This is a genomic window from Bradyrhizobium sp. LVM 105 (assembly GCF_003957705.1).
GTDB classification, from domain to species: Bacteria; Pseudomonadota; Alphaproteobacteria; order Rhizobiales; family Xanthobacteraceae; genus Bradyrhizobium; species Bradyrhizobium frederickii.
Genome location: NZ_QZMV01000075.1, coordinates 1 through 1631, shown reverse-complemented (window position 1 = coordinate 1631; position 1631 = coordinate 1). Strand labels below are relative to the sequence as shown.

At 51.7% G+C, this 1631-nt stretch carries 1 protein-coding gene; it reads left to right on the top strand.

Annotated features, from left to right (window positions below):
- Positions 1 to 1631: hypothetical protein (locus D6B98_RS42160; RefSeq protein ID WP_205680584.1), on the top strand; the 1631-nt coding region annotated here is incomplete at both ends.

The following is a 1631-nucleotide window of genomic DNA, read 5'->3' as shown; positions in this document are numbered from 1 at the left end:
GAAGAGGAGAAGGAAAAAGGGGGGGGAGAGGGAAGAAAAGGAAAAAAGAAAGAGAAGAAGAGGGAGGAAGAGAAGGAGGGGGAGAAGAGGGAAGGGAAGGAAGAAAAGGAGAGGGAAAAGAGGGGGGAGAGAGAGGAAAAGAAAAAGGAAAAAAAGGAGGAGGGAGGGGAGGGGGAGAAGGGGGAAGAGGGAAAAGAAAAGAGGAAGGGGAAAGAGAAAAAGGAGGGGGAAAAGGAGGGAGAGGAGGGGAAGGAAAAAAAGAAGGAAGGAAAGGAAGAAAGGGAGAGGAGAGGAGAGAAGAAAAGGAGAAAAGGAGAAAGAAGGAGAAGAGGAAAGAGGAAGAGGAGAGAAAGAAGGGGAAGAAGAAGAAGGGGAAGAAGAAGAAGGAAAAGGAAAAGAAGGGGAAGAAAGAGGAAGGAGAGAAAAGAGGAGGAGGAGAGAAGGGGAAGGAAGGGAAGAAGGGGAAGGAGGGGAGGGGGAAGGAGAGAGAGAGAGGGGGGGGGAAGAGGGAGGAGAAGGAGGGGAAGAGAGAGAGGGAGGAGAGGGAGGAAGAGGGAAAGGGAGAGAAAGAAGGAGGGAGAGGAGAGAAAGGGGAGAGGAAGGAAAGAAGGGAGGGGGAGAGAAAAGAGAGGGAGAGGGAAGGGAGGAGGAAGAGAGAGAGGAGGGGGGGAGGGAGAGGAGAGAGAAAGAAGAGAAGGAGAAAGGAAGAAAGAGAAGGGGAGGAGGGAAAGGAAGGGGAAGAAGGGGAGAAGGAAGGGAGAAGAAGGAAGAGGGAGAGGAGGAGGAGAAGGAGGAGAGAAAGGAAGAGAGAAGAGGAGAAGAGGGGGAGGAGGAAGAAGAGGGAAGAGAAGGAAGAGGAAAGAGGAAGGAAGAAAAAGGGGAGGGGAAAGGAGGGAGGGAGGGAGAGAAGGAGAGGAGGGGGAAGGGAAGAAGAGAGGAAAAAGGGAGAAAGAAAAAGGAAGGGGAGGAAGAAAGGAAGAGAGAGGAGGGAAGAAGGAGAGAGGAAGAAGGAAGAAGGAAGAATAGGAAAAAAAGAGGAGAAGAGAAGAAAAGGAAAGGAGGAGGGAAAAGAAGAAAGGACGGAAGAAGAAAAGGAAGAAAGGGGGAGAGGGGAAGAGAAGGAAAGAAGGAGAGAAAGAGAAAAAGAGGGAGGAAGAGGAGGAAAAAAGGGGAAGAAAGGGGGGAGGGGGGAAAAGGAGGAGGGAGAGGAAAAAGAAAGAAGAAGGAGAAGAAGGAGAGGAAAAAAGGAAGGAGAGGAAAGGAAGGAGAGAAAGGAGAGAGGGAGGGGGAGGAGAAGAAAAAAAAAGAGGGAGTGGGATAAGGAAAAAGAAGGAGGAAGGGGATTGACGCAGGAGAAGAGGGGGAGAGAAAGAGGAGAGGAGAAAGAAGGAAGGAGGGGGGGAAAGAGAAGAAGGAGGGGGGAGGGGGGGAGAGGAGGGAGGGGGGAAGAAAGAGGAAGGGAAAGAGGGGGAGAGAGAGAGGGGGAGGGAGGAGGAAGAGGAAAGAGAAAGGAGGGGGGAGAGAGAGAGGAGGAAGAGGGAGGAGAGGAAAAAAAAAGGGGAAGAAGAAGAAGAAGAAGAGGGGAAAGGGGGAGCAGGAACAGAGTGTTAATTGCCGCCAAATCGCCCCAG